The sequence below is a fragment of the Desulfovibrio sp. JC010 genome (genome assembly GCF_010470675.1).
In the GTDB taxonomy this organism is placed as follows: Bacteria; Desulfobacterota; Desulfovibrionia; order Desulfovibrionales; family Desulfovibrionaceae; genus Maridesulfovibrio.
Genome location: NZ_VOIQ01000016.1, coordinates 56742 through 82102, shown reverse-complemented (window position 1 = coordinate 82102; position 25361 = coordinate 56742). Strand labels below are relative to the sequence as shown.

Annotated in this window: 24 protein-coding genes; 10 read left to right on the top strand and 14 right to left on the bottom strand. The window is 49.5% G+C overall.

The window, feature by feature from the left end; genetic code table 11:
- Window positions 1–49 precede the first annotated feature (49 nt).
- The 3 genes from FMR86_RS17005 to FMR86_RS16995 form a co-directional block, all read right to left on the bottom strand.
- Entirely contained in the window at window positions 50–907 is an 858-nt protein-coding gene (locus FMR86_RS17005) for a hypothetical protein (protein WP_163352592.1), read from the bottom strand.
- Window positions 904–1875, bottom strand: a complete 972-nt coding sequence (locus FMR86_RS17000; protein WP_163352591.1) for a tetratricopeptide repeat protein — start codon at window positions 1873–1875, stop codon at window positions 904–906. Before FMR86_RS17000 ends, FMR86_RS17005 begins: the two co-directional genes overlap by 4 nt.
- A gap of 200 nt (window positions 1876–2075) precedes the next feature.
- On the bottom strand, window positions 2076–2678 hold the full coding sequence (locus FMR86_RS16995; RefSeq protein WP_163352590.1) for a DUF445 domain-containing protein: 603 nt from the start codon (window positions 2676–2678) through the stop codon (window positions 2076–2078).
- A 272-nt stretch (window positions 2679–2950) separates the two neighbouring features.
- Here FMR86_RS16995 and FMR86_RS16990 point away from each other — a divergent pair, with 272 nt between their 5' ends.
- Window positions 2951–4021: a sensor domain-containing diguanylate cyclase gene (locus tag FMR86_RS16990; protein WP_239057280.1), complete on the top strand. Its 1071-nt coding sequence runs from the start codon at window positions 2951–2953 to the stop codon at window positions 4019–4021.
- On the opposite strand, the gene FMR86_RS16985 is transcribed toward FMR86_RS16990, so the two are convergent.
- From FMR86_RS16985 to FMR86_RS16970, 4 genes are read right to left on the bottom strand one after another with little or no spacing between them, the layout of a single operon-like run.
- On the bottom strand, window positions 4003–4686 hold the full coding sequence (locus tag FMR86_RS16985) for an ABC-type transport auxiliary lipoprotein family protein (protein ID WP_239057279.1): 684 nt from the start codon (window positions 4684–4686) through the stop codon (window positions 4003–4005). The two genes, FMR86_RS16990 and FMR86_RS16985, sit on opposite strands and share 19 nt — an antisense overlap.
- Before the next feature lies 1 nt (window position 4687).
- Window positions 4688–5836 (bottom strand): MlaD family protein, encoded by a 1149-nt coding sequence (locus FMR86_RS16980; RefSeq protein WP_163352588.1) that lies wholly within the window; start codon window positions 5834–5836, stop codon window positions 4688–4690.
- Window positions 5833–6630 carry an ABC transporter ATP-binding protein gene (locus FMR86_RS16975; RefSeq protein WP_203544965.1) on the bottom strand — a complete coding sequence of 266 codons (798 nt, stop codon included), beginning with the start codon at window positions 6628–6630 and terminating at the stop codon, window positions 5833–5835. The genes FMR86_RS16980 and FMR86_RS16975 overlap by 4 nt, the downstream gene beginning before the upstream one ends.
- A gap of 1 nt (window position 6631) precedes the next feature.
- Window positions 6632–7705, bottom strand: a complete 1074-nt coding sequence (locus FMR86_RS16970) for an MlaE family lipid ABC transporter permease subunit (protein WP_239057278.1) — start codon at window positions 7703–7705, stop codon at window positions 6632–6634.
- A gap of 191 nt (window positions 7706–7896) precedes the next feature.
- Here FMR86_RS16970 and FMR86_RS16965 point away from each other — a divergent pair, with 191 nt between their 5' ends.
- Window positions 7897–9864: a methyl-accepting chemotaxis protein gene (locus FMR86_RS16965; RefSeq protein WP_163352586.1), complete on the top strand. Its 1968-nt coding sequence runs from the start codon at window positions 7897–7899 to the stop codon at window positions 9862–9864.
- A 91-nt stretch (window positions 9865–9955) separates the two neighbouring features.
- Here FMR86_RS16965 and FMR86_RS16960 read toward each other — a convergent pair whose 3' ends face one another.
- From FMR86_RS16960 to FMR86_RS16940, 5 genes are all read right to left on the bottom strand, one after another.
- On the bottom strand, window positions 9956–10681 hold the full coding sequence (locus FMR86_RS16960) for a 4Fe-4S binding protein (protein ID WP_239057277.1): 726 nt from the start codon (window positions 10679–10681) through the stop codon (window positions 9956–9958).
- A complete protein-coding gene (locus tag FMR86_RS16955; RefSeq protein WP_239057276.1) occupies window positions 10674–11531 on the bottom strand; it encodes a substrate-binding domain-containing protein in 858 nt (285 codons plus the stop codon). The genes FMR86_RS16960 and FMR86_RS16955 overlap by 8 nt, the downstream gene beginning before the upstream one ends.
- Window positions 11521–12375 carry a radical SAM protein gene (locus FMR86_RS16950; protein ID WP_163352584.1) on the bottom strand — a complete coding sequence of 285 codons (855 nt, stop codon included), beginning with the start codon at window positions 12373–12375 and terminating at the stop codon, window positions 11521–11523. Before FMR86_RS16950 ends, FMR86_RS16955 begins: the two co-directional genes overlap by 11 nt.
- Before the next feature lie 207 nt (window positions 12376–12582).
- Window positions 12583–15606, bottom strand: coding sequence for a proline dehydrogenase family protein (locus FMR86_RS16945; protein ID WP_163352583.1), 3024 nt, complete (start codon window positions 15604–15606; stop codon window positions 12583–12585).
- Between the two features lie 138 nt (window positions 15607–15744).
- Complete coding sequence (locus FMR86_RS16940) at window positions 15745–16227, bottom strand: Lrp/AsnC family transcriptional regulator (protein WP_163352582.1); 483 nt, start codon at window positions 16225–16227, stop codon at window positions 15745–15747.
- Between the two features lie 572 nt (window positions 16228–16799).
- Here FMR86_RS16940 and FMR86_RS16935 point away from each other — a divergent pair.
- From FMR86_RS16935 to FMR86_RS16915, 5 genes are all read left to right on the top strand, one after another.
- Window positions 16800–17237 carry a C-GCAxxG-C-C family protein gene (locus tag FMR86_RS16935; protein WP_163352581.1) on the top strand — a complete coding sequence of 146 codons (438 nt, stop codon included), beginning with the start codon at window positions 16800–16802 and terminating at the stop codon, window positions 17235–17237.
- 1 nt (window position 17238) lies between these two features.
- A complete protein-coding gene (locus tag FMR86_RS16930; protein ID WP_163352580.1) occupies window positions 17239–18120 on the top strand; it encodes a DMT family transporter in 882 nt (293 codons plus the stop codon).
- 63 nt (window positions 18121–18183) lie between these two features.
- Complete coding sequence (gene yjgA, locus FMR86_RS16925; protein ID WP_163352579.1) at window positions 18184–18699, top strand: ribosome biogenesis factor YjgA; 516 nt, start codon at window positions 18184–18186, stop codon at window positions 18697–18699.
- Between the two features lie 93 nt (window positions 18700–18792).
- The gene (locus FMR86_RS16920; RefSeq protein ID WP_163352578.1) at window positions 18793–19050 is read left to right on the top strand and encodes a hypothetical protein; all 258 of its coding nucleotides are present in this window, start codon (window positions 18793–18795) and stop codon (window positions 19048–19050) included.
- Window positions 19051–19222: 172 nt separating this feature from the next.
- Window positions 19223–20110 (top strand): DMT family transporter, encoded by an 888-nt coding sequence (locus FMR86_RS16915; protein WP_163352577.1) that lies wholly within the window; start codon window positions 19223–19225, stop codon window positions 20108–20110.
- A 1-nt stretch (window position 20111) separates the two neighbouring features.
- Here the strand turns inward: FMR86_RS16915 and FMR86_RS16910 are convergent, their stop codons facing one another.
- The gene (locus tag FMR86_RS16910; RefSeq protein WP_163352576.1) at window positions 20112–20960 is read right to left on the bottom strand and encodes a 1,4-dihydroxy-6-naphthoate synthase; all 849 of its coding nucleotides are present in this window, start codon (window positions 20958–20960) and stop codon (window positions 20112–20114) included.
- 90 nt (window positions 20961–21050) lie between these two features.
- Between FMR86_RS16910 and mqnE the strand changes: the two genes are divergently transcribed.
- From mqnE to FMR86_RS16895, 3 genes are all read left to right on the top strand, one after another.
- Entirely contained in the window at window positions 21051–22139 is a 1089-nt protein-coding gene (gene mqnE / locus FMR86_RS16905; RefSeq protein WP_163352575.1) for an aminofutalosine synthase MqnE, read from the top strand.
- Between the two features lie 223 nt (window positions 22140–22362).
- Window positions 22363–23463, top strand: coding sequence for a cyclic dehypoxanthinyl futalosine synthase (mqnC, locus tag FMR86_RS16900; RefSeq protein WP_163352574.1), 1101 nt, complete (start codon window positions 22363–22365; stop codon window positions 23461–23463).
- Entirely contained in the window at window positions 23456–24280 is an 825-nt protein-coding gene (locus tag FMR86_RS16895; RefSeq protein WP_163352573.1) for a menaquinone biosynthesis protein, read from the top strand. The genes mqnC and FMR86_RS16895 overlap by 8 nt, the downstream gene beginning before the upstream one ends.
- A 167-nt stretch (window positions 24281–24447) precedes the next feature.
- On the opposite strand, the gene FMR86_RS16890 is transcribed toward FMR86_RS16895, so the two are convergent.
- Window positions 24448–25341 (bottom strand): selenium metabolism-associated LysR family transcriptional regulator, encoded by an 894-nt coding sequence (locus FMR86_RS16890; protein ID WP_163352572.1) that lies wholly within the window; start codon window positions 25339–25341, stop codon window positions 24448–24450.
- Window positions 25342–25361 lie beyond the last annotated feature (20 nt).

Below are 25361 nucleotides of genomic sequence, written 5' to 3'. Positions count from 1 at the left end.
TCCCGCAATATCTTTATGATATTGCGGGAGTTTTTGTATTGATATGAACTTATTTATTTCTGCTTCGGGCCACTATGGCCTTGGCTTTGGCCACAGCCGCTCGGGACTTCATTTTTGAAAGCTTTGCCCGTGCCTTGGATATGGCCGCACTGATTGAGGCAACTTCACGTTCGGTTGGGGCATTGCCCCGCCCGCCAAGGGCCGCCACGGATTCTGCAGTCCGGGAATCCTTACTGCCGCTTTTTGCTTTAGCGGAAACCCTGCTCAGTCCCAAAGCAATATCGCCCTTGCCGCCGACAGCACCGGGAGTTTTGGAAATTCCGCTTACCAGATCACGCATTGTTCCGCCCTTACGGTCACCGGAATTACCTTTGCCTATGCCTGCTCCCGGCTCACGCTGAGTTGAATCACGGTTAAGCGAAGCTGCAGGAGCAAGGGTTTCCTTTGCAGCACCCAACTCGCGGGCAATTTCGCTCCAGCTCATATTCTGGCTGCGCATGGAGGAGATTGTTGATGCTTTTACCGAAGTAATAGCTGAAACTGCTTTTCCGGCCCTCTTCTCCGTCTTATCCAGATTTGTCCGGGCAGCTTCCAGCCTCTCACGCGCAGCAGACAGCTTTTCTGTCCTGCCACGCTGTTTCGCAGCAGCAAGATCATGCAATGCCGCCCGCACCTCACCTTTGGCGGCTTTTACTTCACTTTCAACAGCAGCAACTTCACGGGCTGCATTTTCCGATTCACTAACTGCTGCGTCGCGGGCTGCGGCTGCGGCCGCATCAGCCTCATCAGGGGTGGAAAAATAGGAAGTTTCGTCCGCTCCGGCCGCGCACAGTGCTGGAGACGCTGAAACAAACAAAGAAAGCAGAACAGACAATAAGCATAAGAATCTGATCATAATATTATTCATGATGGATTCTCCTGCTTAAGTACGGTGATGAACCGGATGGAATCATCCAGATTATAAGTTTTACCCTCGTGCTTGATTTTTTCCGGCACACCGAACCAGCTGAGCGGCAGACGTGCGGCATTTATTCCGGGATGCGCATTAAGGATATGCGCCTTTATTTTCTGTGCCCGCTCCTTTGCCAGTGCGGGATTATCTTTACAGTAGGAGACAATGTGAAATGCGCTGTCCTTATCCGACTCCATTATGGCCGAAAGGACACGCAGAGAAAGATTGCTTTCAAAATCGGACTTAGTGCTGCCCGCTCTGAAGCTGAAGGTCCGCAAAGTGACATTGCGCTTTCCAAGAATAAAGTTACGGTAGGTAAAATCCCCCAGACGGTTAAGCTGCTCGGTTCCGTATACGGCAAGACTTCCGTCCGGGTAATATTCCAGGAATTTCTTCCATTCCTTTAAGGCTGCGTCTTTCTTCCGCTGTCTGGTCAGGATGTCGGCCCGGTTGTATAATGCCTGTGGGTTATACTTATCCATCCTGATAACTTTATCATAGAGGACAAGGGCCTGATCAAGTTTACCTTCATCAAGATAAGTGTGGGCCAGATAAAGATTTGCCGAGACATTATCTTCATCTAAAGAAAGTGCCTGCCTGTAACTTGCCTGCTCTTCTTCAAAATCTTCCAGTGCCCAGCAGGCAACACCGACCCAGAAACGGTACTCAGAATTCTCAGGCTCAAGCCCGGCTGCTTTTTTCAACAACCCGGCTGCCAACTCCGGCTCTTCAAGGGCAAGATAGTAGCGACCGAGATAATATGCTGCCGCTGCATCTTCAGGATTTTCCCGGAACTCTTCACCAAGGACCCTGATCCCGTCCTCAAACTCTCCGTGATTTAGATAGTATGGTCCGGCAATCTGGGCGCAACCGGACAGGAGCAGAAAGAAAAACAGCTGCCCCAGCACAATTAAAAAACGCAATTAAACCTCCAGAAGCATAACAGCGGACTCCCCGTGTCCAATTATGACCATAACAAAAAAAACAAACTCTTGGCGGAACTATATAATTCTTAAGACTTGAAGCAAAAAATGCTTAACTCTTGCGTTGAGTAAATTCCAAAAAAAATCCCGTCCGCAAAACCAACCTGCGGACGGGACAAAGCACGCGAAAAAAGACTGCTTTAGAGCAGGAAAATTCCCACCTGAATCAGACCGATGATAAATCCGAGTACGCCGCCAATGATCTCAATAAACTTGAATTCCTTTTTCATAATGGCAAAAAGGATGGACTCAAGCTGTTCCATGGAAAAACATTCCACCTTATCCTGAACAATGCATTTGAAATCAAGGGAACATTCAAGCTGGGAGGAAGTGGTCTCGATGAGCTTGGGCAGCATGGAATCAAGCTCCTGGGAAAGCATGCCCTTTACAGTCTTCATGGTTTCATCATTAAGAAACATGCCCACCATGGGATGCAGGGAGGTCAGCTTCTCGCGGAAGAAAACATCAAGATATTCAAGAACTACTTCCTTATGTTTATCGAGAAATGCCGGATCATTAATTACATCTTTAATATCGGCGTGGGAAATAAGCTCCCTTTCGATCATTTCACCCAAGCGCAGGGCCAGCTCCTTCTGACGTTTGGGAAATATGCCCTGAATGGTAAAAGGACCGACCTTGATAGGATTATGCGGATGAAAAAGCATTTTAACCGCAAGAAAGTTTGTAAACCAGCCGATCAGGGCGCAAATTACGGGCGAAAGAAGAAGCTTCATTGTTATCATTATATTTTTTCCTGAATTATTTTTTATCTTGCCTAAAAAGAAGTGCGCGCACATGTTTGTCTAAAATTCAATAAAGTGCAAGCAAATAAGATCCCATCTTCGACTTTAACCAAAAAACACTTGATTAGTTTCCAAATCAGCGTAAAGATGTCACCCCAATAGGGTGGAGTAAAGTCGAGGGGTGTTCTATAATGCAAAGTTTACGCAATTCACGATCTATTTATTCAGAATTGGCGGAGCTCAGGGATAAGTATAAAAATTTGGAAGACTCCATGAATTCCAAATATACTGACGTTGAGCAGTCGCGGTTCAAGGAATTATTTGCCAAAGCGGCTTCCGCAATCGTTATTATGGATCAACAGGGCGAAATCCTTTTTTCCAATCCAGCTTTCACTGAAATAACAGGCTACGGTCCGGACGAAGCCCAGCAAAAGCCACTGCATGAAATAATCACCCCGGCACATGATGTTGAGGGGCGTGAATATCTGTGCAATCTCTTTCGCGGACCGACCAGCAAAAACAACCTGAACCTTTCCATCATAGATAAAGAAGGCCATATCCATTTTGTTGATATGACCGCGGCCACACTCGACACAAATGACGATACCCCTGAAAACTGTATCTGTATCATGCACGACCTTACCGCTGAAAAAGAAGCGGAGCTGCGTCGTGAAGAACTGATTGAAGAATTGATGGAAGTAAAGGAGCTTCAGGAAGACAACGCAGCACAGCTGGCCACCCTGCTTCATGAACTGGATGAAAAAAACTATGCCCTTGAGCAGGAAATAGCGGAAAGAAAAAAAGCACAGCAGAAGCTCAAAGAAAGTGAAGAACGCTTCAAAAACATGAGCATCACCGACCAGCTTACCGGGCTGTTCAACCGCCGCCATATGCTGGACGTTGCCGAAAAAGAAATTTTCAAAAGCCGCAATACCGGACAGCCGCTGAGCATCCTGCTTATGGATGTTGATGATTTCAAGATGTTCAACGATACCTACGGCCATGCCGCCGGTGATGATATACTTGAGTCAATCGGCAGAATCATAAAAAAAACCATCCGCAATACAGACAGGGCCTTCCGCTACGGAGGCGAAGAATTCATGGTCATCCTGCCCGGAACAAGCGGGCAGCAGGGCATGAAAGTGGCCGAAGACATCCGCTCAGCACTTGCGGACTACGAATACCGTCCCCCGACCGGCCCCTCTGTCTATAAAACAATGAGCATCGGTGTAGCGGAATTCTCCCACGATGAACCCCTGGAAAGAGTCATTAAACGCGCAGACGACAACATGTACCGCTGCAAAATCAAGGGCAAAAACAGGGTCTATTTTTCCTGTGAATAATCTCCGGAATCAAAATGATTCACGTGGACAACATCAGCAAGGTCCTTCTCAAGCTCAATAAAAATATCATTGAGCCCTTTATTCATGGCCTGCACAAGAGCCTCAGGCCCGGTTGTTTCCACCGGGATTTCATGGCTGAAATTACGGGAATAAAGAATGGGCAGGTCGGGATTGCCGTTATTCAGCAGGATAAACTGCATTTTGAGCACTGCTTTATGCTGTGCAGTTGAATAATCCCCGTAAATAGAATTGACCAATCCTTCCAGCAAAAGCTCCCCGGTCCCCATACTGTCCGGGCCAAGCACATTGGCAAAAACCCCGGAATCCCCCATCCAGACCCGCAACTCCTGAGTGATCATCGCTGCCGGGGGAACAAAAAAAGAATTGTAGTAATCTGCTTCAAAACCGCTCTCCCCTACCTTGTAAACCAGATCACGGTCCTCGTAGCGTGGTGAAATCTTAACCCGCCGTACAATTAGATTCTTGTTCGAGTGAATAGAATTTTTCTCTTTGCCCGGACGGACCGCATCAAGGGTGAAATATTTACGGTCAAGGGTCGGGCGTTCAAGTTTGACACACCCGGACAGAGAACAGGCTAGAAGAATCAGCAGCACGAGTCCCGTTCTGCTGATAAGGCATATTTTTTCTGAGCTGCTTTTCATCATATTATTCTCCACTCCTTCCCTTTTTCGGCGGATCACCGAAGAGGACTCCGGCGGGATACTGTTTTGCTTCGCTGCTGAGTTCACGCAGATTTTCCATCAGCCTGCGCACATTGTCGAGAATAGCCTCAATATTGCCCTGCTGCCCGGCCACGGTCATATTCACCCTTGAAAGGGTTGATTCAAACCTTGCAGCGGCCCCTTTGATCCTGTCGGATGCTTCGCTGATATTGTTAAGCGTCTTGGAAAGATCAGCCAAAGTCTGCTTGCCTTGCGGACCTGACAGGTATGCTTCCATGCCCCCGGTCACATTTTTAGCACTTGCGGAAGCTTTGCGGATGTCCTTCATGGCCGCCACTATGTCCCCGGAAGAACTTTCCATAACCAAACGCATATTGCGGGCCGCAGCGGCCACATCGGGCATGAGGTTGTCCACCTGCGGATCAGCCAGCAGCTGGTTTATACGGGCGATAAATTTTTCAGCCTCAGTGAGGGTTCCGGTCAACCGTTTACTGATCTCCCCGGTATCTGCATTCTTGAGAAAAGTGGTTAAACTTTTAGCCACATCACGCACATCCTCGATGGCATCGGCAATGTTGGCCTTGTTGATATCCTCAAGTGTATCACTGATAGATGCCACCGCACTCTCAACCTTACTCATCATGGACGGAGCCGCAGGCACGTACATATATTCAGGCTTCCATGTTATTTTTAGTGGTGGATTCTTGTTCGGATCCACGTAGTCGATTTCAAGGAACAGCTGCCCGGTCAGCCCCAATGAAACAGGACGCGCGCGCAGCCCCCGGTCCACTTCCCTTTGCAGGGCACGCACTAAATCCTGACCTTCACGGGTCTTAAACATCTTATGATTAAGGTCACCGAGAATATATACATATCGCAATGCACTCTGATCCAGATCCACGTAATGATCGGTTACAAAATCAATATGGGCAACAGAACCGATCTTTACCCCACGAAACTTGATTGGCGAACCGACCTCAAGACCGTTCACGGACTCATTAAGATAGGTTTCCATCTTAACGCTGTGCTCAAAAATTTTACCGGCACCGAGGATTGCCAGCACTGAAACAAACAGCAATGTGCCGATAATGATGAAAAGCCCTACTCTGAAGGGATTGGTTTTCCGACTCATGTATTCTCCGTAGCCAAATTCTGATCTTTGGCTTTTCCTTCTACTTCACGATGAAAGAACCTGCGTACCTGCGGGTGCTTAGACTCCTCGCTGAGCACGTGGGGATCACCTTCGGCAATAATCCCACGAGTGTTTTTATCCAGCATGATTACCCGGTCTGCAATGGAAAAAATTGACTGCAATTCGTGAGTTACAATAACAAAAGTTACCCCCAGAGAACGGGATAGGCTGCGGATCAGCTCATCAAGTTCAGCCGAGGTTATGGGATCAAGCCCAGCGGAAGGCTCATCCAGAAAAAGAATTTTCGGATCAAGGGCCATGGCTCTGGCGATCGCCCCCCGTTTAAGCATTCCTCCGGAAAGCTCGGAAGGCATTTTGTCGGCAGAGCTTTCCAGGCCCACCAGAGAAAGCTTCATCCTCGCGGTATAATCCATGGCCTCACGGGGCATGGAGGTAAATTCCTCCAAGGGCAGACGCACATTTTCAAGCAGGGTCATGGAACCGAACAAAGCCCCCATCTGGTACATAACCCCGATACGCTGCAAAATTTCAAGACGCTGCTGTCCGTATGCAGGACCGATATCGTCCCCATCAATAAAGATCTGCCCCGCCGCCGGGGGATAAAGGCCGATCATATGCTTGAGTACGGTACTTTTACCGCACCCGGAACCGCCCAGGATAATAAAAATTTCACCCTGCCGGACATCAAAAGAAATATCATCGATGATTACGGACTCACCGTAGGCGCAGGTCAGATTCTGCACGTTAATTATATTTTCATTCGTGCGAATCAATTTAAATTCCCGCCAGAAAATAAATTACTGCAAAAATCCCGTCAAAAACCGCAATGAGGATAATCCCGCTGACCACAGCACTGGTGGTGGAATCCCCCACCGCACTGGCCCCGGATCTGGTTACCAGCCCGCGCTGGCAGCCGATCCCGGCCACAAGAAAACTGAAGACCACCGCCTTGATCATACCACCTGAAAAATCCATCCACTGCACATTTTCAAATACACGGCTGGTGAATGTAGAAAGCGGATAGCCCATGGAAAGCATAACCAGTGCACCGCCCACAAGGCTCATAAAATTAAAAAAAAGAGTAAGCAGCGGAGTCATACAGACTGTTGCCAGCACCCTCGGCAAAACCAGAAAACTGACCGGATTAAGCCCCATGGTGTTCAGGGCGTCCAATTCTTCATTGACCTTCATGGTCCCGATCTCGGCGGCAAAGGCTGATCCGGTCCTCCCGGCCAGCAGAATCGCGGTGACCATAGGGCCAAGCTCGCGGAACATAACCAGCCCAAGCATATTGGGCACAAAAATTTCAGCCCCGAAACGGACCAGAGACACGGCAGACTGAAAAGACATGATCAAGCCCATCAGGAACCCGATCAATAAAATAATAGGCAGGCCGTCTGCGCCTACTTTTTCGCAGGTCAGCCAGAAATCCGGCCAGCGCATTTTATTCTTGCAGGTTGCAGTTCTGAAGGAAGCAAGCACGCATTCCCCGGTAAACTCAATCTGCTCGCGCATATCTGCGGCCACTTCCTGACCGGAAAGACCGACTGAGGTAATCCATTTACGGAGACCTTCTTTTCCCTTGGCTTCTTCCTTGGGAGGCGCGGCTTTTTCAAGATCAAACAAATCAAGAAAGCCAGCAAATTCGGGCCGCAGCCCTTGAACAGCAAGAGTTTTTCCTTTATCCCGGCAGACCACTTTCATCATCATAAATAATGAAGCCCCGCCGCCGTCCAGATAATCGACCCCGGAACATTCAACGATGGAACACCCGGAAGCGACAGCAGAGCGCGCCGACTCCCAGATATTCCCAGCCCCTTCGGCATCAAGACGTCCGGAGACGGTCATTGTGGAACCTGATTTGTGAAATAAAATCTCACCTGTTTGCATAATAATACACTCTTTCCCAATTATTCTATAATGCTGCTTAGCAGTTGGTAACCTGAAAGGGAAGCTAGAAATAGGGAAATACAACAAACGGAAGTATAACATTTTAACATCAATGAACATAGGCAAACATGTTCTTTGGAGACAAATCAATGACTATAAAAATGAAACTCTGGTCCATCGGGGGAATGGCCATTGCGGGTTTTCTGGCTGTTTTCGCCATCAACTTTTTTGGAAACAAACTTGTTGAAGAAAGCCTGACCATGGAGGAGAACGCCCTGCAGCTGGAAATTGAAATGCTGCAGGCCCGGCGGGCAGAAAAAGACTTCATCATGCGCAAATCCCCAAAATATCTTAACAACCTGAAAACAACGACCAAAAAAATGCAAGCCAGGCTGGACGAACTGGCACGTGGTCCTTTCAAGGACCTTGCACTTCAGGGTAAATCCCTTACTTCCAGCTATGAGAAACAATTCATGGTCGTTGCCGATGACTACATTAAACTTGGTCTCACCAAGGATTCCGGTCTGCTTGGAAAACTGCGCACAGCTGTGCGTGATGCGGAAGAAGCTGTAATGGGAAATGACAAACTGTATGAAGCCGGAATTCTCAGGCTACGCCGGAACGAAAAAGATTTCATGATGAGGGTTGATGAAAAATATCTGGATAAATTTCACCAAAACATAACCGCTTTGATGTCCAGTGTTGAAGAATCTGACTTTACCTCTGAACGCAAGCAGTACATCATTGATAAGCTGAAAGCATACAACGACAACATGGACCAATATGCCCAGATGACTCTCCTGATAAAATCTGAGCAAGACAAATTCCGGGCTGTAATCCATAAAATGGAACCGCTTCTTGAAGATCTTGCTAAAAAATCAGGAAAACACCTGCACGACCAGCAGGGAAAGATCAATGCCGCTATTGTTACCGCAGAAGCGATTGCCGCTATAATACTTCTTGCTGCGATCTTACTCATAATCCGCTCCATACTCGGACCTCTTTCAAAATTACAAACCTGCGCCCAAGAGGTCAGCAACGGCGACTTTGAATCCTGCAATAGAATCAGCTTCCATGGTGAACTAGAAGCCCTGCGCATAACTATTGCCGAAATGGTTATCAAATTAAAGAAAAGCATGGACGAGGCCGAACAAAAATCAATCGAGGCAGACAATCAGGCCCAAAAAGCCCAACAGGCAATGGAAGAAGCTAATTCTGAAAAAGAATACGCAAACTCTCTGCTGGAAACACTTTCCGCAATTGCCGATGACGCCGGAGACATCACCTTGAGCCTGAATTCTGCTGCGGAACAACTCGCCCGCCAGTCTTCGGGAATTATGGATGGAGCCGATAATCAGAAACACCGGGTACAGGAAACTGCTACCGCCGTTGATCAAATGAGTGCAACCATCCTTGAGGTAGCCAGCAATTCATCCAATGCTTCCGAAGGTACCCGCGAGGCTGCTGAAAAAGCACGTGAGGGATTTTCCATTGTCGAACAGGTAGTCGGAGCAACAAGTCAGGTTCAGGAGAGTGCCGGAGAGCTTCAAGCCGCCCTTGCCAAGCAGGACCAGCAAGCCGAATCCATCGGAGAGATTATGAATGTCATCTCCGACATTGCCGACCAGACCAACCTTCTGGCCCTGAATGCCGCCATTGAGGCAGCACGGGCAGGTGAGGCAGGCCGCGGGTTTGCCGTTGTTGCCGATGAAGTGCGTAAACTCGCGGAAAAAACCATGACCGCAACACAGGAAGTGGGCACTGCCATTTCAGCAATTCAGGCAGGTACATCCGCCAGTCTTGATATCATGAAAACAACTGACGATGCAGTTACCCAATGCACAGAACTGGCAGAGGATGCCGGGGATTCGCTTAAAACCATTGTTGAAATAGTCAACGAATCTGCAAACCAGGTTGAATCCATCGCCACCGCGACCGAAGAACAGTCTGCAGCAGCTGAACAAATCAATTCATCGACCATGGAAATAAACACCATTTCTGCTGAAATATCAGAGAATGTAGCTCAGTCCACAGAGGCTGCGGACAACGTCAACCAGCTCGCATCTGAGCTGCAGGCTCTTATTGAAAAAATGAATGAAGCTAAAGACAACCGCTAAGAACTAAACAAGCATTAACCCCCCAAAAAAAGTCCGCATCAATGGTGTCATTGATGCGGACCTTACTTATTGCAGACCATACAGCTTAATATCAACGCAACTTTTTCAAGGCGATGGAATTCTCCGGACAAACCGATTCGCAAGCCCCGCAATTGTTACAGTTATGCTCACCCGGACGGGTTTCAAGATCGCAATGACGATCACACTTCCCACAGTCCGTACAGGAATCATCCATCCGGTAACCGAAGAAAGAGAACTTCCGGAAAGGTTCCAGCAATCCCCCTGTGGGACAAAGGAAACGGCACCAGAAATGGGGAACCAGCAGTGCTGCGGCAAGGGCGGCAACAATAAAAGCCGTGCGCAGCAGCCACAACCACGAAGCGTGTTCAAAAGTAAGTGCTGTGGACTCAATAAAATCCCCGGTACGGATGGGCACCGCCCAGCGGGGGTTGCCCATACCCCAAAGCATGTACATGGATGCAGCCAGCAGTCCGTATCTCAAATATGAAATCCTTTTATCCAGCACTCCTTTGACCTTGCCCTTGAATATGGCAAAACGTGACAGCAGTTCTGAGACCATGCCGCCGGGACAGGCGTAGGAACAAAAGGACTTTCCGAATAAGACGGCTGCCGCCAGAATACCGATCCACGCACTGAGCCATATTTTACGGCCCGGACACTGGATGACCGGACAGTTCTCACAGCTGACGTAAGGTATGGCAAAAGGACAGCGGAATACTCCGTAATAGGAAAATGTGCCCAGAACATAGAGACCGCCAGCCTGAATGATTCTTCTCACCCATTGAATATCAGCCATCATGCACCCCGTACTTTTCTGCAAGCCGCTGCCCTTCCTCCGACAGGGCCGGGATAAAACCCGCCCTTTCAAAACAGGCCTGCCCTTCTTCTGCACAGATGAATTTAACGAATTCACGGGCTACATCCATATCCTTGGCCCATTTCATGACCCCGATTGTGAACGGGATGGGCGGAGCAGGGAAAAACTTTTCCGGTATGTCGAAGATTTCAAAAGCGTCCTTGTAACGGGGCAAACGGGTGATGCGCAATTCCACCACCGAAGCATCATACTTGCCGGAAGCAATATCAGCCACATCATGCTGCACACATGAGCCCATGGCCTGAGCATTTTTGGTGGCTCCGTCCAGAACACCGCTCTTCTTGAGCAGCCCGGTCACAGCCGCTCCTCCGGGAGGAGACGAATCCGGCGAAAACATTGTTTTCACACCCGGACGTTTGAGATCGTCAATTGAGGTTATTCCTGCGGGATTACCTTTAGGGGTGATAAGCACGTATTTTGTGAAACACAGCGGCTGGAAAGAAAGCATCTTGCCCTGCTCTTTCAATTTCTTGGCCAGCTTCAAGACCCGGGGGGCAAATACTTCTGTCTGGGCACTTCCAAGCAAAGACTTACCAAGTGCTCCGGCAAATGCTCCAGTGTAGGCAATGGGCACACCGTGCTTTTCTTCCCACGCTTTATTGGCCGGGATAAATGCCTCTGCCAGACCTCCGCAAGACCAGACCTCAAGGGAACGCGCGCCACTGTCAGACTTTGCTGCACCTGCAGTTCCCGGCACAGCCAAGGTTGCCAGTGCAGCACTGCCTTTAAGAAAGGCTCGGCGGTTGATTCCAGTTTTTTTATTTTGCAAGAGACACCTCCATACCGGGAATTCCTCTGGCATCGGCCCTGCACTGCTTACACTTGGTAAACACCGGCAGATGCGCTGAACATTCTTCCCGCAGCTTTTGCATGTATTTGATTCCGGGCTTGGCCGCTGAACACAGACCACCCCGCGGAATAAGCGGGACGGGATTGAAAATTGTAACCCCGGCCTGCGCGGCCCGGCGGGCTATGGGTTCTGCCTGCGCGCCGTTAACTTCCGGCACAACCACCATATTTACCTTAACGCTCATACCGAGTGCGATAGCTGATTCTATGCCTGCCCACTGCCTGTCGGTGAATATTCCCGCCCCTTCGGTTCCGCCATAGGTTCGCCCATCAAGCAGAATCCGGGGATGCAGTTCAGCCATAACCTCACGGTCAATCCCGTTCACAGTCACACTTACAGTTTCAAGGCCGATATCAGCCAGACGCTGCACCTCGTCCGGCAGCATCAGCCCATTGGTGCACAGGCAGATTTTGCACGAAGGGTTGCCTGCCTTTATTCCGGCAAGGGTCTGGAAGGTTTCCGGGTTAGCCAGAGGATCGCCGGGTCCGGCAATACCGACAATGGAATCAGGTCCCCACTGGGCTAAAAAATTCCGGGCTTCGGAAACCGCCTCATCCACACTGAGTACCCCGGCAGTTGAGCCGGGACCTGTTGCGCAACCTTTTGGGGCATCCAGCACTCGCTGACAATATGCGCACTGGATATTGCACAGCGGAGCTACCGGAAGGTGAATGCGCGCAACTTTGTCGTGCGCTTCTTCATTCATACACGGATGGTAGGGCAGAGGGACTTGGGGCGATGACTTGGCAATGGGGGTCAGCATTCAGAATCGTCCTCAATTGAGAATTAAAGTCAATAAAATAAAGAAATTACAAATATTGATAGCCCAGCAAAAATCAATCTGTCCAAACGTTAATATCAATTCAATGTCATCAGACTGATAGAAAAACCAAATACCTACATATAAAAAAACCGGCGAACCCTGAAGAGTCCGCCGGAACTTGGATACTGGAATTATTAGTAGTTATACTTATGCCACCCAGTCATCATCCTCGGAGATGGGTGCGAAACCGCGACGCATGGTGTTCTCGCAGACCAGACGCGGGTCCATGAACTGGAGCAGGTAGTCGGGACCACCGGCCTTGGAGCCGACACCGGACATCTTGAATCCGCCAAATGCGTGGCGTTCAACCAGAGCACCTACGCTGGGTTTGTTCAGGTAGAGGTTACCGACCCGGAATTCACGGGAAGCCCTTTCAAGATTTTTGGGACTTCTGGAGTAAACCGCTCCGGTAAGCGCGAATCTGGTGGAATTAGCGATATCAATAGCTTCGTCAAAATCCTTGGCGCGCATAATGGAAAGGACAGGTCCGAAGACTTCTTCCTGCGCAATGCGGTGTTCTCTGCTGATACCGTCCACAACCAACAGCGGGGTGTAGCAACCGCCCTTGTCGCGGTACTCAGCAGGAGCTTCCTGCTTGATAACCACGTTGCCTTCTTCCTCGGCAATGCGGCAGTACTCAAGCACGTTCTTCTGAGCCGCCTTATCAGCAACCGGTCCCATGTAGTTGGCAGGATTTTCAGCAGGTCCGAGTTTAATGGACCCTGCTGCTTCCTTGAGACGGTGGATGAAGCGGTCGTAAATTGAATCAAGAACAATGGCGCGGGAGCAGGCTGAGCACTTCTGGCCCTGAAAACCGAAGGCAGCGTAAAGCACACCGAGTACGGCTTCATCAAGGTCGGCATCGTCGTCGATTATGATACCGTTCTTACCGCCCATTTCAGCGATAACCTTCTTGCACTGCTCCTGACCGGGATGGACCTTGGCAGCGCGTTCCTGAATACGCAGTCCCACTTCCATTGATCCGGTGAAAGCGATTACGGAAACATCGGGATGATCCACAAGATGGTCACCCATTACGGAACCGCGACCGGGGCAGTAGTTGAAGACGCCGTCGGGCAGCCCTGCGGCTTTGAACATCTCAACCAGTCCGTAGCCCACAGCAGAGGAAATACCGGCAGGCTTGTAGACAACCGGACAACCGGCAACAATGGCTGCGGAAACCATGCCCACACTGATTGCCAGCGGAAAGTTCCACGGTGCGATAACTGCGGCAACACCCTTGCCCTGATAAAAATACTGAGAATATTCGCCCGGTGCATTACCCATGCGTTTCGGATTACCGAGGCGAATCATTTCACGGGCATAATATTCGAGGAAGTCAATGGCCTCGGCCACATCGCCCTGTGCCTGATCCCACTGCTTGCCAACTTCAAGAACCTGCATGGCGCAAAGCTCATACATATTATCCTTGAGATACTGAGAAGCCTTGAGCAGATACTGGGCACGTTCCCTGGGTTCCACATCTCGCCAATCAAGGTAGGCACTCTTGGCAGTGGCTACAGCTTTATCTACTTCTGCTGTTCCGGCCTGACAAACAGAGCCGATAATTTCAGAAGGATCAGCCGGGTTGTAAGAATCAAGGGTATCGTCGGTGGTCACATCCTGCCCGCCGATGAAAAGCGGGTAACGCCTACCGAAATCCTGACGGATTTTCGCCATGGCAGCCGGAAATCCTTCACGCTCTTCCTTGAGAGTAAAGTCTGCGGGCGGAAAGTTGTTGAAGCGGTCCAGCTCGCCTTCGGCAAGCTCTGCTTCCTTTCTGGGAAGCTTGGCATCCAGTTCCCGTTTAAGGGTGATTTCCGGGTTTTCCAGCAGACGGCTGACATCAGCTTCATCAGCAAAAGTCTGCTTGAGAAAGGATTCGTTAGCGGTGTTTTCCAGCAGACGGCGCACGAGATAAGCCATGCCCGGAATGAGATCGCCGTAGGGGCAGTAGAGACGCACGCGCTTGGCAACGTTGCGCAAGCCCTTACGTACCGGCTCTGCCATGCCGTAGAGGACCTGAAATTCATATTTTTCTTCGGGTACACCAAGCTCGTTGGCAACTTCCATGACCGAGGAAATGGAACGGATGTTGTGGGATGCGCAGGCATAGTGGCAGATGTCGTGGTTTTCCAGAATCATCCTGGAAACGCGCTCAAAAGCCATGTCTGACTCAGGCTTGTGGGTCCAGACCGGAACAGGCCAGTCGTTCTGCTTGGCGAGTACGGTCTCGTAATCCCAGTAAGCACCTTTTACCAGACGGATAGAGATGGGCAGTTTTTCTTCGCGCGCCCAGTCCAGCAGACCGGAAACGTCATCATCTACGCTGCGCAGGTAAGCCTGAAATACGATTCCGAGATGCGGATAGTCAGGGTATTTTTTCCTGAACCGCTTGTACATTTCAACGGTGGGTTCTTTGTACTTGAGGGCTTCCATGTCAATGCACATGAAGCCATTCATGTCCATGATCTTCTTGTACACAGGCTCGATGGCTTCCATCATACCCTGTACGGTGCCTTCAAGATCCACAGGTTTGGACTGGGAGTAAAAAGCGGAGGGTTTTACCGCGACATTGATTTTGGGAGCGTGCCCCCAGTCTAGGTCGCCGGAAGCGTCAAGGGCGTCCCATTTCTTGTATTCTTTCTCAATAGCATCAAGGACTTCCAGATAACCGTCGCGGTAGGCTGCTGCTTCCTCGTGGGAAACGGTTGCCTCGCCGAGCAGGTCAAGAACAAACGCAAAGCCGTCCTTGCGCAGCTTGCGAATCCCCTTCACCGCTTCCTTGGATTTCTGGCCGATAATGAACTGGCGGGCCATGCCTTCAATATTGGAACGGATGGTCTTGTTGAGTACTTTGGCTACAAGTCCGCCGCCGAATCCGGTCTTGGTGGCTCCCCATTTAAGGACGTCAGGGATGTTACTGTCTTCGCCGGCGAAGTATTCTTCGATATGTCTGGAAAGGGATTCGGAAGTGTTCAGGTAAGGCAGGACGTCAACAAAGCGGAACATCTGGACCTTGAAATCTTCATTTTTCATGGACCAGTCCATAACCTTGCCTGTCCACCAGCCCTTGTTGAAGACTGAAGGTGCTTCACCGGATATGGAATCAAAAAACTGCTTCCCGCGTTCGATTACTTTGCTGTCCAGAGTGGAGACTTCTGCGTTCATACCTGACTCTCCTTGAGATTTTTAATGGTTCTTCAAAATCATAAATTTTGCAGACCGATCAAAAATCACTCCACCCTGATCAGCAGGGAATTACAGGCCCACACTGCCGAGCCTGTTCACGGGATATTTTACAGTCTGCTATGATTCGTAATCTTCTTCCTCTTCCAGAGGAATTGCCCGAGACTCCTTGATGGTGTTTAATACGATGGTTGAGTTGGTGTCCCTGACTGTTTCGATCCTTCCGATCTGCCCCAGCATAATGGCCAGTCCGTCTGTATCCTCACTACGAACCTTGATAAGATAGCTGTCCCGGCCTGCACAGTAATGCACTTCCAGCACACCCGGCACGCGGGAAAGCTCTTCGCCGGTGGAGGTGGCGCCCACGCCTTCGTTCACATTCACAAAAATAAAGGCGGTAAGGGAACGTCCGACGGCCTTGGGGTTAACAATGGCTTCATATCCGGTAAGCACGCCCTTGCGCTCCAACTTACGGACACGTTCAAGAACTGCTGAAGGAGCCATACCGACCTTTCTTGCGATATCGGCATTGGAAACCCGGCCACTATTCTGAAGTATTGTCAGAATTCTACGATCAGTTTCGTCAATCTTTCTTTTTGTCATCTGTTTTTTAGAATAAAATTCAATTTTCAGGGTTTTGTCAAGAAAAAACTACACAACAACACGCATCAAAACGTCAAAAGTTAAGCAAAACAGCTATGTAAACGAATTAATTTCTGCACATCTCCTTATATACCTGAATTTTCCACTACTGCACATTAAAATATACAGACTGCACACCTCAATAGTTGATTAATCGATCAACCAAAAATGTAATACAGTTTTGTACAACATACATTTTTGTAGGATAGACATACAACAGTATATACTGTGCTAGACAAATCAGCAGTGTGAGTCTTAAAAAACAGAACAAATGTCTGATTTCGGAAATGCAATAAACTGCCACACAAGAATCGGAAGAATTTTACGGTCAAAGGGAATTGGACGAATTAAGTTCGCATAATAGGCAATATAGCAGAACAAAGCAAGTCACCCGAACATTCTTCGGATTCCACAATTTAAGTCGCATTTTTTACTGTATTAAACAATCAGACCCGGTTAAACAGAATAAAATCGCAGCATCACCCTGACAAACACACACTGTCACACTTAGCACATATTTATAGGAGAATATTATGGATGGGAAAAGAGCATACCATTATTTCAATAACGGCTATTTATGTGCAGAGAGTGTGCTACTGGCTACAACCGATGCAATGTCTATCAACAATCCGGGGATTCCTGCAATAGCCACCGGCTTTTGTTCCGGAGCGTCAAGAACTAAAGGAGTATGCGGTGCATTGCAGGGGGCAATTCTGGCGATAAGCGTCATTCACGGGCGCACCTCCCCAGAACAGGAAGTAGACATTTGTTATAGCCTGATTCAAGAATTGACTGACTATTTTAATAGGCGTAATGAATCCCTCAATTGCTTTGAAATTACCGGATGCGACCTAGGTAAACCTCAGGGGCAAACAAAATTCAAAGAAAACAATATCAAACAGCAAAAATGCCTGCCAATTGTTGAAGACATAACTGACTTCACAATAACCCTTCTGCGTGATCAAAAATAACATGTCATCATCTGCAATACTCTACGTAAAACTCATCGGCTCAGTTGTCTTCTGGGGCGGAACATGGATCGCCGGACGCATTCTTGCCGGAGATCTGACTCCCTACTCCGCAGCTTTCCTGCGTTTTTTCTTTGCCACTATCTTCATGTTCTTTCTTGCCTGCCGGGCCACGGGCAAAAGGCCAAGCTGCACCGGTAAGGATATTCTGCCGCTGGCTTTCCTCGGTCTGACCGGGGTTTTTCTGTACAATATTCTGTTTTTCAGCGGGCTGCAGACTGTTACCGCTGGGCGAGCGGCACTCATAATCGCGGCCACCCCGACCTTCATCGCCCTTGGCTCGGCCCTTATTTTCAAGGAAAAATTCACGCTCTGGAAAATCGCCGGGTTCGTACTGGCTCTGACCGGGGTCAGCACCATCATCGGGCACGGCAATCCCGTATCCATAATCACCGAAGGCACCAGCTTCGGCGATTTGTGCATTGTCGGCTGCGTGCTTAGCTGGGCCGCCTATTCACTGGCCGGAAAGCCGGTCATGAAAAAAATCCATCCCATTGAAACGGTGTTTTGGTCCTGCCTTTTCGGAACATTTATGCTATTCGGCCCTGCCCTGTATCACGGTTTATTATCTGAAATAGTCAGTGCATCTTTTATTGATTACAGCTGCATAATCTATCTGGCCCTGCTCGGAACAAGTCTCGGATTCAGCTGGTACTTCGAAGCCATTCAGCAAATCGGACCGTCCAAAACCGGAATTTTCATCAACCTCGTCCCGGTTACCGCAGTGGCACTCGGTGCCATAATGCTCGACGAACCCGTGGATCTCTTCCTCGTAACCGGAGGCGCACTGACCATCTTCGGAGTCTGGCTCACCAACCGCAACTAGACTTTTATTATATGATGCGCTACGCGCTGTTTATAAAATTTAGCCGCTGGAGGCATACCATATATGTACGATGCAGATGATTTATATAATGATGAAGAGGAATTTTCCGGTCCGAGCAGATCGCAGAAAAAGCGTGAGATGATCGCATTGCAGAAGCTGGCCGAAAAGCTGATGACCCTTGGTCCTGAACTGGTCAAGAAATGCGGCCTGCCGGATTACTTTATTGAGGAAGTGCTGGATGCCATGGCAATTAAATCCCATGAAGCCAAACGGCGTAAAGTCCAGTACATCGGAAAACTTATCCGCGACGTGGACACTCAGCCGCTGGTTGAATTCCTCGAAGATATCGAGACCGGAAACCGGGCCGACAACATGAAATTCCACGCCCTTGAACAATGGCGTGACAGACTGGTTGACGGTGACTTTTCCGTACTGGATGAAATTGTAGAAAAACACCCGCAGGCCGACCGCCAGCGCATCTCCCAACTGGCCCGCAATGCCAGAAAAGAAAAAGATAAATCCAAGCCTCCCAAGTCCGCGCGGGCTCTTTTCAAGACTTTACGCGAACTAACTGAATAAGCGGCCTTGACTCCTGAGAATACAATCTTACTTTACATATGTTGTGAATTAATTCACACTTAATTTTTCAAGAAACAATCAAGGAGAGATACCGTGACTTATATTTATGATGGCGTTGAACTGGAAGAAAGGACATGTCCCCATTGCGGAGAAGACCTCAGCCCCTGGATTGCACCGCCGGAATCCGGCTGGGGCATTATTGTTGTCTGCAACAACAACAAATGCCCGCACTACGTAGGCTCCGAGTGTGATATCACCAACAAGCGTGACGATTCCAATCTCGGTTGCCGTTACGCAGAAAACCCGGACAACAAATACTCTCCGTTCAACCTCCTTGCATGGACCAGATAAAGAACTGCTCCAGACAATAATTCAAATCCCCGCAAGCTACGGTTTGCGGGGATTTATTTATTTTAAAGTCATAAATTCTTTCTTTGCGGACAAAACGGTTCATTGACAAAGCAAATCACAACTCCTATTTCAGGGTTCCTTTATCGATAATATCTTTCCCGCGAGGGCTAAAATGTCTTTTCTCCAGTCCCAATATATTGCAGTGGTCGCCCTGCTCACAGCAGTGCTGCTCTGGTCCAGTTCCTTCATTGCACTCAAGATATCCATGGCGGTTTACGATCCTACTTTCGTTATCTTCGGGCGTATGATGCTGGCTTCGCTCTGTTTTCTGTTCTTTATCCCCAATTTCAAGAAGCAGCCCATCCGCAAAGGGGATTTCAAATGGCTGTTCTTTATGGGGTTTTGCGAACCGTGCATGTATTTCGTGTTCGAAAGTCAGGCCCTGACCATGACCTCAGCCTCGCAGGCCGGGATGATCTGCGCCACCCTTCCGCTGCTCATGGCTGTTGCCGCGCGCTTCATCCTAGATGAAAAACTGAGCCGCAGAACTTTGATCGGATTCGCACTGGCTGTCTGCGGCGGAATCTGGCTTTCCCTCTCTTCGGAATCCACCGAGAGCGCGCCCAACCCGGCAATGGGTAACTTCTTTGAATTTCTGGCCATGTGTTGTGCCGTCGGCTACATGACCGTACTCAAGAAAATGACCGCCCACTACTCCACACTTTTCCTGACCGCGTTTCAGGCATTCATGGGGGCCATTTTTTACCTGCCGTTGCTGGCTCTGCCCTCAACCGATCTACCCACGGTTTTTGATCCGCTGGCAGCTGGCAGCATCATATATCTTGGGGTCTGCATCACCATCGGGGCATACGGGCTCTTCAACTTCGGCATGAGCAGACTGCCCGCCAACCAGACCACCGCTTATGTAAACATGATCCCGGTCTTCACCCTTTTCCTCGGCTGGCTGATCCTCGGTGAAACTTTCACATCCATACAGTTTATTGCAGCCGCACTGGTCATGGGCGGGGTAATTTTGAGTCAGGATGAGAAAAGTGGGTAAACTACACCTCAATAAAAATATTCTTGGCAGGCAATTCAAGCCCATCCATTCTGGCTGCTTCCTGAAGCAATCTTAAAACCGCCTGCTCACCCTCATCGCCTACATCATCAGAATAGTCGGTCACAAAAGTCTTGATGTGCTGCTGAATGACATCGTCATCCATTTCCTGTGCGTGTTCTTTAATGTAAGGCCATGCGGCTTCTTCATCTATATAGGAAAGGGTCAGGGATTTACGGATGGCGGCATTGACCATGGCTGCTGTTTCCGCGCCCAGCGAACGCTTAATGGCGATGGAACCAAGCGGGATGGGCAGACCGGAAAAATCCTCCCACCACTGGCCGAGATCGGCGAGCTTGGAAAGAGCGAGGGCTTCGTAAGTAAAGCGGCCCTCGTGGATTACCACCCCGGCATCAACTTCCCCGTTTTTGATAGCGGGCATGACCTGATCAAAAACCATTTCTACCAGCTCGACCTTAATTCCGGCTTCACGGCACATAAGACTGAACAGTAAATTTGCGGTGGTATTGCGTCCCGGTATGGCAATACGCTTGCCATGGAGGTCACCTATGATGCAAGGTGCTCCGGTGAGCAGCAAAGGCCCAACGCCGCGGCCCATGGCTCCCCCGGCACGCAGCAGGATGTAGTCATCCATAATATGCGCAGCGGCGTGGACGGAAACCTTGCAGACATCCATCTTGCCGGACCGGGCCATGGAATTAAGTTCCTCCACATCAGCGAGGGTGACGTCCAGTTTGAAAGGGTCTATGCTAACGGCCCCGCTGGCAAGGGCGTGAAAAATAAATGTATCGTTCGGACAGGGCGAATAGCCTAATTTCAATATTTTGCTCATGGACATGGTTTTATATTTTTAAGAGCCGGAAATCCAGTGTTGACATGGCTGGAAGCGACTTTTATTTACGGCTGAACAAAGGTGATATAAATGATTTCAAAAAACTATTTCGCAAATGCCGGACTCGGCCCGATTCTCGACAAAGTGCTTGCCGGAGAACGGCTTTCCACCGAGGACGGACTTACCCTATTCAACTGCCCAGACCTCAACGCACTGGGCGCGCTGGCTTCCATCCGCAGACGCCAGTTGCACGGAAACAAGACTTTCTACGTAATCAACCGCCACATCAATTATACCAATATCTGTGTGAACGGCTGTCTGTTCTGCGCCTATGCCCGCAAACCTGAGGAGAAAGGAGCTTTCAAGCTCAGCCGGGAAGATATTCTTGAAAAGCTGGAAAACGCGCCCATACCGCCCCGCGAAGTACACGTGGTCGGCGGCTGTCATCATAATATCCCGCTTTCTTTTTTCGAAGAGACCTTCACTGAAATCAAAAACCGATTACCGCAGGCTGTAATTAAAGCTTTCACAGCTGTAGAAATCGAACACCTTGCTTCATTTGAGGGTATCTCCACTGTTGAAGTGCTCAAACGACTCAAGGCCGCAGGATCAGAAATGCTCACCGGAGGCGGTGCTGAAATTTTCAACCCGGAAGTTCGCGCCAAAATCTGCCCGGAAAAACTTCCCGGCAAAGAATGGCTGCGCATCCACGGTGAAGCCCACGAGCTCGGCTACACCACCAACTGCACCATGCTTTACGGGCACGTGGAATCCTTTGCAGACCGTGTTGACCATCTTGACCAGTTGCGCCGCCAGCAGGATATATCCGGTGGATTCAACTGCCTGATCCCCCTGCCCTTCCTGACCGAGAACAGCAGACTCGAGATCGACAATCCGCTCACCGGGGTCGATGAACTGCGCACTATCGCGGTCAGCCGCCTCATGCTCGACAACATCCCGCATATCAAGGCCTACTGGGTCATGCTCGGCGTCAAACAAGCCCAGACCGCACTCCATTTCGGAGCGGATGATTTCGACGGAACAGTAGTCGAGGAAAAAATCGGACACATGGCCGGTGCAGAATCCGAGCAGGGCCTTAGCCGCAGCGAACTGAAAGAAATGATTATCGGCTGCGGATTTGAACCAGTCGAGCGCGATGCTGCTTTTAATGAAATTTAAGAATGCCTCCGGCGGCTGGGGAAGGGGAAACTTTTGCAAAAGTTTCCCCTTCCCCAGACCACATCCCCTTCAAAACCTTTTAATTTGCTTCGCATATAGATCGTTAAGACAAATTTTTAATACAAAGTTGGCGAAGCCTTATTAAAACGTTTTGGGATTCTTAAACCCTTTTGGAAAAGGGTTTAAGCCCCCGGAGGGTCGCCGAAGGCAAAAAAGGTACAACATGACAAATCTTACACAAAGTCCTGCTGAAGTTCTCAAGATCGGCGAAAAAGTAATGGCCGGGGAACGCATTAATTTTGATGAAGCCATGACCTTGATGGAAAAGGCTGATCTTTTTGATCTTGGAAGTCTGGCTCATTCCATTCGGATGAAAAAGCATCCTGAGCCGAATGTTACTTACGTAATTGACCGCAATATCAACTATTCAAACATCTGTGATTGCGGCTGCCGTTTCTGCGCATTCTATGTCGCACCCGGAAAAGACGGCGGATTCGTGATCAGCCGTGAAGAACTGGGCCGGAAGATTCAGGAAACCATAGATCTGGGCGGCACCCAGATTCTCATGCAGGGTGGACACCACCCGGACCTGACACTCGATTTCTATGAAGACATGCTCCGCTTCATTAAAGCAAACTACCCGGCAGTCCACATCCACGCTTTCTCCCCGCCGGAAGTGGTTTACTGGAGCGAATTGAATAACATCTCCATCAAAGAAGTATTGGAGCGTTTGATTGCAGCCGGGCTGGCTTCCATTCCCGGTGGCGGTGCTGAAATTCTGGTGGATGAAGTGCGCAGCCATATCGCACCGAAAAAATGCAACACCGCCAAATGGCTGGAAGTCATGGAAACAGCCCATAATCTGGGACTACGCACCACAGCGACCATGATGTTCGGTCACGAGGAGCAGCCCATCGACCGCATCAGGCATCTTTTCGCCCTGCGCGAGGTTCAGGACCGCACCGGAGGCTTTACCGCCTTCATCCCGTGGACCTTTCAGCCGGACAACACCAATATTCCCGATGCCCGCAAAATGACCAGCGTGGAATATCTGCGCATGCTGGCAGTCTCCCGCATTGTGCTCGACAACTTCGATAACGTGCAGGTTTCATGGGTGACCATGGGGCCAAAAATTTCTCAGCTGGCCCTTTTTTACGGCGGTAACGATTTCGGCTCCACCATGATTGAGGAAAACGTGGTCAAGGCAGCCGGGGTGAGCTTCAGACTTTCCGAGGCTGAAATCCATAACCTTATCGAGAAAGCCGGATTTGTTCCCAAGCAGCGACTCATGGACTACACTCTCGCGGAGAACGCTGATGGATAATGTCAAAGTAGGACGTATCTCCTACCTGAATGTCCTGCCCATTTACTATCCGCTGGAAGCCGGACTGATCGAAAACAATTTCGAGTTCGTATACGGACCGCCCGCGCAGCTGAACAAAATGATGTCTGAAGGCTTGATGCATATCGCATCAAACTCCAGTATCGAATACCTGCGCCACTCTGAGCAGTACCTCCTGCTGCCCGATCTGGCCATCGGCAGCCGCGGCCCTGTGCAGTCGGTAATCATGATCAGCCGCAAGCCGCTGGAACAGCTAAAAGGCTGCAAAGTTTTAGTCAGTGCCCAGACACATACCTCCGCTGCCCTGCTCAAGGTCCTGCTCAGCGAATACATCCCGCTGAATGCCACTTACGAGACCGGTAACGCCACCGAAAGACTCGAAGCCGGCGAACAGCCTGATGCAATCCTCTGCATCGGCGATGAAGCCCTGAACCTGCGCAAGCACGCAGACTACCCCTACATCTTCGATTTGGGCGAAGAGTGGATCCGCTGGACCGGGCTGCCATTCATTTTCGGCATCTGGACCGTGCGCCGAGATGCTGCCCAGCGTGAAGACGTAAAACAGGCTATCCGCGATCTGATCCGCGCCAAGGAATGGGGACAGGCCAACATCGATAAAATCTGCGAAATGACCGCAGACAAGACCATGCTCAATCTGGAAGAAAGCCGTTCATACTATGACGGCTTGGTCTACGATCTCGGCAAAACAGAGATTGAAGGCTTGAAAGTTTTTGCAAAATATCTGCTGAAAACCGGAGAGATAAATCATATTCCTGAATTAGAGTTTATAGATATTTAAATTTTAATAAATTTAATAACAGCAAAGGCCGTAATATCACAAAGATATTACGGCCTTTTTTATGAAAGACGCTTCAATAAGCTACATGCGAAGCTTACTGAAAATTTTTGGGATTCTTAAACCCTTTTCCCAAAAGGGTTTAAGGCCCCCGGCAGGGTCGCCGAAGGCTATCCAGCTAATTGCTTAACGTGGTCAATAAAATAGCGCACGGCGGGGAAGAATTCACGGCCCTGCAGATGCGCGAGATAGAAACTTCTTTCGAGATTCAAGGGCAGGTCCTTGATATGGACAAGCTCACCGGAATCGATAAGTGACTGTGCTGCGAGCCTTGATGTTACGCTGACTCCCAGCCCTGCTTTTACGCACTGAACCACAGCCTGAGTGGACTCAACCCAGACGGTGACATTCAGTTCACGCACACTGGTACCCATTTCGGAAAGACCGGCTTCAAGGGCCTTGCGGGTACCGGACCCGCCTTCACGCATAACCCATGGCAGCTCGGCCAGATGCTGGATGTCGTCAATACCGTCATAGTTACGCACCAGCACCGGCGGAGCTACGATTACAAGCTCATCACGCATGATAGGCACGAATTCGATATTGGGAACATCAACTGTTGCACCTACCACACCGAGAATAAGCTCACCGGAGCGAACCTTTTCAAGGATTTCAGTGGTATCACCTACCGATAAGTGCACGCTGACATCAGGATATTTTTTGCAGTAATTGTAGAGCAGATCAGGCAGCAGGTAATGGGAAGGAATGGTGCTGCCGCCTATTTCAAGATCGCCGACAACCTTGTCGCGCAGGATATTGATTTCGTTGTGAGCTTTACCGATCAGGTTATAAATATCCTTGGCATTGCGGTAAAGCACCTCTCCGGCCTGCGTGGCCATGATGGAACGGCCCAGACGGTCGAAAAGATGAACACCCAGCTCTTCTTCTAAAGTGGAAATATGAGCACTAATAGTGGGCTGGGAAAGGAAAAGCTCTTTACCTGCTTTGGAAAAACTTTTGAGTTCGTAAACTTTGCAGAACGCTTCGAGTCGACGTAAATCCATGTAATCTCTCGTATCGAAAA